Annotated in this window: 6 protein-coding genes; 5 read left to right on the top strand and 1 reads right to left on the bottom strand. The window is 68.8% G+C overall.

All coding sequences use genetic code 11. The features are described 5' to 3' along the window. Nucleotides 1-192: 192 nt before the first annotated feature. Nucleotides 193-537 carry a hypothetical protein gene (locus tag ACFV2J_RS14710; RefSeq protein ID WP_168529883.1) on the bottom strand — a complete coding sequence of 115 codons (345 nt, stop codon included), beginning with the start codon at nucleotides 535-537 and terminating at the stop codon, nucleotides 193-195. Nucleotides 538-908: 371 nt separating this feature from the next. Here ACFV2J_RS14710 and ACFV2J_RS14705 point away from each other — a divergent pair, with 371 nt between their 5' ends. From ACFV2J_RS14705 to ACFV2J_RS14685, 5 genes are all read left to right on the top strand, one after another. Further along, a complete protein-coding gene (locus ACFV2J_RS14705) occupies nucleotides 909-1958 on the top strand; it encodes a BMP family protein (protein WP_385094599.1) in 1050 nt (349 codons plus the stop codon). Between the two features lie 255 nt (nucleotides 1959-2213). Beyond that, nucleotides 2214-3875 carry an ABC transporter ATP-binding protein gene (locus ACFV2J_RS14700; protein WP_385094611.1) on the top strand — a complete coding sequence of 554 codons (1662 nt, stop codon included), beginning with the start codon at nucleotides 2214-2216 and terminating at the stop codon, nucleotides 3873-3875. After that, nucleotides 3872-5002, top strand: a complete 1131-nt coding sequence (locus ACFV2J_RS14695) for an ABC transporter permease (protein ID WP_385094601.1) — start codon at nucleotides 3872-3874, stop codon at nucleotides 5000-5002. The genes ACFV2J_RS14700 and ACFV2J_RS14695 overlap by 4 nt, the downstream gene beginning before the upstream one ends. Beyond that, nucleotides 4999-6261 (top strand): ABC transporter permease, encoded by a 1263-nt coding sequence (locus ACFV2J_RS14690; protein WP_385094605.1) that lies wholly within the window; start codon nucleotides 4999-5001, stop codon nucleotides 6259-6261. Before ACFV2J_RS14695 ends, ACFV2J_RS14690 begins: the two co-directional genes overlap by 4 nt. After that, nucleotides 6258-6686, top strand: a complete 429-nt coding sequence (locus ACFV2J_RS14685; protein WP_385094608.1) for a cytidine deaminase — start codon at nucleotides 6258-6260, stop codon at nucleotides 6684-6686. The genes ACFV2J_RS14690 and ACFV2J_RS14685 overlap by 4 nt, the downstream gene beginning before the upstream one ends. The last annotated feature ends 76 nt before the right edge of the window (nucleotides 6687-6762 follow it).

Raw genomic sequence — 6762 nt, 5'->3', positions numbered from 1 at the left:
GTTCTGGTGTCGCGCGCGGCTTCTTTTCTCACAACCCCCCCCCACCCCCCCCCACCCGGGGCGGGGGGGGGGGGGCCCCCCCCCCCGGGGGGCCCCCCCCCCCCCCGGGGGGGGGCCGGGGGGCTCCCCCATGCACATGCTGTCGTCCCCCGCGCCGCGTGAGCGGCGGACGTGCTCGTGCGGGCCGGTCGGCTAGACCGGCTCCTCCGTCTCGACGGTGATCCGGTACACCTCGACGCCGGACGACCTCGGGTCGGTCGTGCAGACCGCCTTCGACGTCTCGCCGTGGCGGGTGCTGACCCACTTGCCGTACACATTGGCCTTGTCGCCGCGGGGCCCGATGCACACCACCTTCACGCGGTGCTCGCTGAGACGGGTGTTCCCCCCGGTGCACTTCGCGTAACCGGTCGAGCGGTCCGCGGAGATCCGCGTGCTACAGGTCGACGCGGCCATGGCGGGTGTCGCGACACCGACCACGGTGCCCGACAGCACCACACCGACACCTATCGCGGTGGCGGTGAACTTGTTGAGTTTCACGATCCCCCTATGGATCAGAAGCGAATGCCGCAGGCTGGTCCGGCCTGCCGCCGCAGGCTGGTCCGGCCTGCGGAGATGCGCATCTCGAACAGGGATTCTTCCGGTGGGTACCTGACGAAAAGATCCGTCCTGGGAAGGATCTTGGGATGTATGGCGGTCTGGTACATGACACCGGAGGGCCGGGTGCCGGGCCCGGAGGCCGGGCGGGTTTGCCGAGCGGACGCGTCCCGTGTGTTCGACAGCCGTTCCCCGAGGGTTCAAAACGGTCGCATAACACTCTGGCAAGGTGGGTTCTCTGCTATGTCTACGCGCGTTACGCTGCGGCGGAATCAGCGCCTGGTCTGGGCGCCTGCACAAAAGGAGTCACGTTCATGCGCCGGGTGTCCCGAATCGCGGTTGCGGGCGTTGCAACCGCATCCCTCGCCGTTGCTCTCTCCGCCTGTGGCGGCTCGTCCACCGACGCCTCCAGTGGCGGCTCGGCCAAGGGTAAGGGCATCGGTCTCGCGTACGACATCGGCGGCAAGGGCGACCAGTCGTTCAACGACGCCGCGTTCGCCGGTTTCCAGAAGGCCGAGAAGGACCTCAAGATCGGCGGCCGGGACATCGAGCCGCAGGACGGCGAGTCCGACGCCGACAAGGTGCAGCGCCTCGAGCAGCTGGCCAAGTCCGGCTACAACCCGGTGATCGGCGTCGGCTTCGTCTACGCGCCGGCGATCAAGGAAGTCGCCGCCAAGTACCCGAAGATCACCTTCGGCATCATCGACGACGAGCAGGACAAGGCCGCCAACGTCGCCGACATGGTCTTCCACGAGGAGCAGGCCTCCTACCTCGCGGGCGTGACGGCCGCGAAGGCCACCAAGAAGAACCACATCGGCTTCATCGGCGGCGTCGACATCCCGCTGATCCACAAGTTCCAGGCCGGTTACGTCCAGGGCGCCAAGTCGGTCAACCCGAACATCAAGATCGAGTCGCAGTACCTGACGCAGACGCCCCAGGAGGGTGGCTTCGCCAGCCCCGACAAGGGCAAGGACGCCGCCGAGGGCCAGATCGACGCCGGCGCCGACGTGCTCTACGCCGCCGCGGGTCTGTCGGGCCAGGGCGTCATCCAGTCCGCCGCCTCGCACAAGGTGTGGGCCATCGGCGTCGACTCCGACCAGTACAAGCAGGATGCGCTGGCCAAGTACAAGGACTACATCCTGACCTCGGCCACCAAGGACGTCGCGGGGGCTGTCTACAACCTCGCGAAGTCGGTGCAGGACGGCAAGCCCGCGACCGGCGTCGTCCGTGCGAGCCTCGCCACCGGTGGTGTCGGCCTCGCCGACTCGAACCCGGCCTTCAAGAACAACGCCGACCTTCAGGCCGCGCTGAAGAAGGCCGAGGCCGGTATCAAGGACGGCTCGATCACGGTCAAGACCTCCTGACCCGAGTCCCGGTCCCCGCCAGGTCACGACGTCATCACCAGACGTCGAAACCATGGCCATGGCGACGCTGAAATGGCAGCGTTACGGCCACGGAACGGGGCGCGGGGAGGATGCTCCTCGCGCCCCGTTCGCGCGGCAAAATGCTCGGACAGCATCGGGTGTGATCGAAAATGATCACCTTCGGTCCGTCCGGGCACTATTTTAAAGCAGGGGCGCTACGCGCGTAGATGGCCCCTTTTCCAAGGAGAGTGCGCCATCGACGCGTCCAGCAGCCCTCCCCTCACCGCGCAGTCGACCGCGGTCGAGCTGGCGGGGATCACCAAGCGGTTCCCGGGTGTGGTGGCCAACCACGACATCCATCTGAGCGTCCGAAAAGGTACGGTCCACGCCCTCGTCGGCGAGAACGGTGCCGGCAAGTCGACGCTGATGAAGATCCTCTACGGCATGCAGAAGCCGGACGAGGGCACGATCGCCGTCGACGGCGAGCAGGTCACCTTCTCGTCGCCCGCCGACGCCATCACGCGCGGCATCGGCATGGTCCACCAGCACTTCATGCTCGCCGACAACCTCACCGTCCTGGAGAACGTCGTCCTGGGCAGCGAGAAGCTGTACGGCATCGGCGGCGGCGCCCGTAAGAAGATCAAGGAGATCTCGGACCGTTACGGGCTGAACGTCCGCCCGGACGTGCTCGTCGAGAGCCTCGGCGTCGCCGAGCGCCAGCGCGTCGAGATCCTCAAGGTCCTCTTCCGCGGCGCCCGCACCCTGATCCTGGACGAGCCCACCGCGGTACTGGTGCCGCAGGAGGTCGACGCACTCTTCGACAACCTGCGCGAGCTCAAGTCCGAGGGCCTGGCCGTCATCTTCATCTCGCACAAGCTGGGCGAGGTCCTGTCGGTCGCCGACGAGATCACGGTCATCCGGCGCGGCACGACGGTCGGTACCGCCGTTCCGGCCGAGACCACCCCGCGTCAGCTCGCCGAGATGATGGTCGGCAGTGAGCTGCCGACCCCGGAGACCGCCGAGTCGACCGTCACGGACAAGCCGGTGATCGAGGTCAAGGGCCTCACCGCCTTCGCCGAAGGGGGTGCCTCCCTCGGTGAGCTCGCCGAGCCGACGGGCGCCGGTCTGGTCACGGGGGGCAAGGCCGAGACCGCCGGCGCGGTGCGACGCGTTCTCGACGACGTCACCTTCACCATCCACGCGGGCGAGGTCATGGGCATCGCCGGCGTCGAGGGCAACGGTCAGACCGAGCTCATCGACGCCCTGATCGGCCTCAAGCACGCCGACTCGGGCTCCGTCTCCTTCCTCGGCGAGGAGATCACCGGCTGGGCCACCCGCAAGCGCCGCGAGCAGGGCATCGGCTACATCCCCGAGGACCGCCACCGCCACGGCCTGCTGCTGGAGTCCCCGCTCTGGGAGAACCGCATCCTCGGTCATGTCACCGAGCGCCCCAACGCCAAGGGTTTCTGGCTCGACATCAAGGGCGCCCAGGAGGACACCCGGCGGATCGTCGAGGAGTACGACGTCCGTACGCCCAGCATCGACGTCACCGCCGCCTCCCTCTCCGGCGGCAACCAGCAGAAGCTGATCGTCGGCCGCGAGATGAGCCACAAGCCGCGCTTCCTGATCGCCGCCCACCCCACCCGCGGTGTGGACGTCGGCGCGCAGGCCGCGATCTGGGACCAGATCCGCGAGGCCCGCCGCGAAGGCCTGGCCGTGCTGCTGATCTCGGCCGACCTGGACGAGCTGATCGGCCTGTCCGACACCCTCAGGGTGATCTACAACGGCAGGCTCGTGGCGGACGCCGACCCGGCGACCGTCACCCCGGAGGAACTCGGCTCGGCCATGACCGGCGCCGCCTCCGGACACCTGGAGCACGTAGCGGAAAGCGCCGCCCCGGAGGACGAGGCCCGATGAAGAAGTTCGACAAGGAGCGCCTGCTCCTCGCGGTGGCCGGCCCGGTCATCGCGCTCGTCACGGCGATCGCGCTGACCTCGGTCGTGCTGCTCGCCTCGGGCAAGAGCGCGTTCGAGCCGTACTCGCTGATGCTTCAGCAGGCGACGTACTCCGACACCCAGGTGCTGATCGTCAACCAGGCGTCGCTGTACTACATCGCGGCGCTCGGCGTGGCCATCGGCTTCCGCATGAACCTGTTCAACATCGGCGTGGACGGCCAGTACCGCCTCGGCGCGATGATGACCGCGGTGGTCGGCGCGCACCTCGCGCTGCCGTCCTTCCTTCAGATCCCCGTCCTGATGATCGTCGCCATGTGCACCGGCGCCTTCTGGGCCGGCATCGCGGGTGTCCTGAAGGTCACCCGCGGAGTGAGCGAGGTCGTCGCGACGATCATGCTCAACGCGATCGCCACCAGCCTCATCGGCTACCTCACCGCGGAGAACATCTGGGGTGTGCAGGTCGGCAACAACAACACGACCGGCATCATGAAGAAGTCCGGCTGGTTCCCCGGCATCGACCTGGGCTCGGACGTCGGCGAGATCTACGGCATGGTCTTCCTCGCCGTCCTCCTGGGCGTCCTGTACTGGCTCGTCCTCAACCGCACCCGCTTCGGCTTCGACCTGCGCGCCACCGGCGCCTCCGAGGAGGCCGCCGCCGCCTCCGGTGTCGACGCCAAGCGGATGGTGCTCACCGCGATGCTGATCTCCGGCGCGGTCGCCGGTCTCTCGGGGCTGCCGCTTCTCCTCGGCGACGCCCACACCTACAGCCTGAGCTTCCCCGCCGGCCTCGGCTTCACCGCCATCGGCATCGCGCTCCTCGGCCGCAACAACCCGGGCGGCATCGCCCTCGCCGCACTCCTGTGGGCCTTCCTCGACAAGGCGTCCCCGGCTCTCGACTACGCGACCCCGGTGGCGTACGAGAAGGAGATCGCCACGATCATGCAGGGCCTGATCGTCTTCGCGGTCGTCATCTCGTACGAGGCCGTACGTGTCTGGGGCCTGCGCCGCCAGCAGAAGCGGGTCGGCGAGGAACTGGCCGCCGCGGCCGCCGCCAACAACAACTCCCCGAAGGAGGTGGCTGCCCGATGAGCACCGCGACCGTCGCCAAGCCGCAGGCGCAGCAGCCCGGCAAGGGCAGCCGCCGTATGTCCCTACCGGTACTCCTGCTCGTCATCGCGGGTGTACTGATCCTGACCTCGGTCGTCCGCCTGATCACCGGCGCCGACGGCATCACCTCCACCGGACAGATGTCCACCGCGCTGCGTCTCGCGGTGCCGATCGGCCTCGCGGGTCTCGGAGGTCTGTGGGCCGAGCGCGCGGGCGTCGTCAACATCGGCCTCGAGGGCATGATGATCCTCGGCACCTGGTTCGGTGCCTGGGCGGGCTACCAGTGGGGCCCCTGGACCGGTGTCGCCTTCGGCATCATCGGCGGCTGCCTCGGCGGCATCCTGCACGCCATCGCCACGGTGACCTTCAACGTCAACCACATCGTCTCCGGTGTGGCCATCAACATCCTGGCGCTCGGCACCACCCGCTACCTGTCGAAGTTCACCTTCGAGGACGCGCCGCAGGGCTCGTCCAAGCAGTCGCCGCCGATCGACTCGCTCGGCACCTTCGACATCCCGGGGCTGTCCAGCTGGCTGTCGACCCTCAACGGGAAGCACTGGTTCCTGGTCTCGGACATCGCGGGTCTGCTCGGCGGACTGGTCACCGACCTCTCGCCGCTCACCCTCGTCGCGGTGGCCCTCGTCCCCGCCACCTGGTGGGTGCTGTGGCGCACGGCCTTCGGCCTGCGGCTGCGCTCCTGCGGTGAGAACCCGGTGGCCGCCGAGTCCCTCGGCGTCAACGTCTACAAGTACAAGTACATCGCCGTGATCATCTCGGGCGGCTTCGCCGGCCTCGGCGGCGCGTTCCTGTCCATCGTGGCGTCCAACGTCTACCTGGACGGTCAGACGGCCGGGCGCGGCTACATCGGTCTCGCCGCGATGATCTTCGGCAACTGGATGCCGGGCGGCCTCGCCCTCGGCGCGGGCCTGTTCGGCTACACCGACAGCCTCAACCTGCGCGGCGGCGGCACCAACGTGCACGCGCTGATCCTGCTCCTCGCGATCCTGCTGGTGATCGCCGTGGCCTACCTGGCCTGGAAGAAGCGGGTCGTGCCGGCGGTCGCCACCGCGGTGGTCTCGGCGCTGATGTTCGTCTGGTACCTCGCCACCGACGAGGTCCCGCAGCAGTTCGTGAGCGCCACTCCGTACGTCGTGACCCTGCTGGTGCTCTCGCTGTCCGCGCAGCATCTGCGGATGCCGAAGGCGGACGGGCTGCCGTACCGGAGAGGACAGGGCAAGTGACCTCCCCGGAGGCCGGACCCCCGGAGGCCTCGTCCGAGGGCGCCGACTGGGAGGCTCTGCGGGAGCTCGCGCGGGACGCCATGTCCCGTGCCTACGCCCCCTACTCGGGGTACCCGGTGGGTGCCGCGGCGCTCGTCGACGACGGCCGGTCCGTCACCGGCTGCAACGTCGAGAACGCCTCGTACGGGCTCGGGCTGTGCGCCGAGTGCGGTCTCGTCTCCCAGCTGCAGAACAGCGGGGGCGGCCGGCTGACGCACTTCACCTGCGTCGACGGGCGGGGCGAGATCCTCGTACCGTGCGGACGCTGCCGCCAGCTGCTGTACGAGTTCGGCGGCGCCGGCCTGCTCGTGGAGACGCCGGCCGGGATCCTGCCGCTCTCCGAGATGCTGCCGCAGGCCTTCGGGCCGGAGAATCTCACCAAGTAACGCCTCCGCGGCCCCTCCCGACGATCGGACGACCGATCGGGAGGGGCCGCGGATGTTCGCAAGTCTTCGGAAGGAA

Source organism: Streptomyces sp. NPDC059668 (assembly GCF_042734135.1).
In the GTDB taxonomy this organism is placed as follows: Bacteria; Actinomycetota; Actinomycetes; order Streptomycetales; family Streptomycetaceae; genus Streptomyces.
The sequence above is the reverse complement of the archived record's forward strand: the minus strand, read 5'-3'. Positions and strand labels throughout refer to the sequence as shown.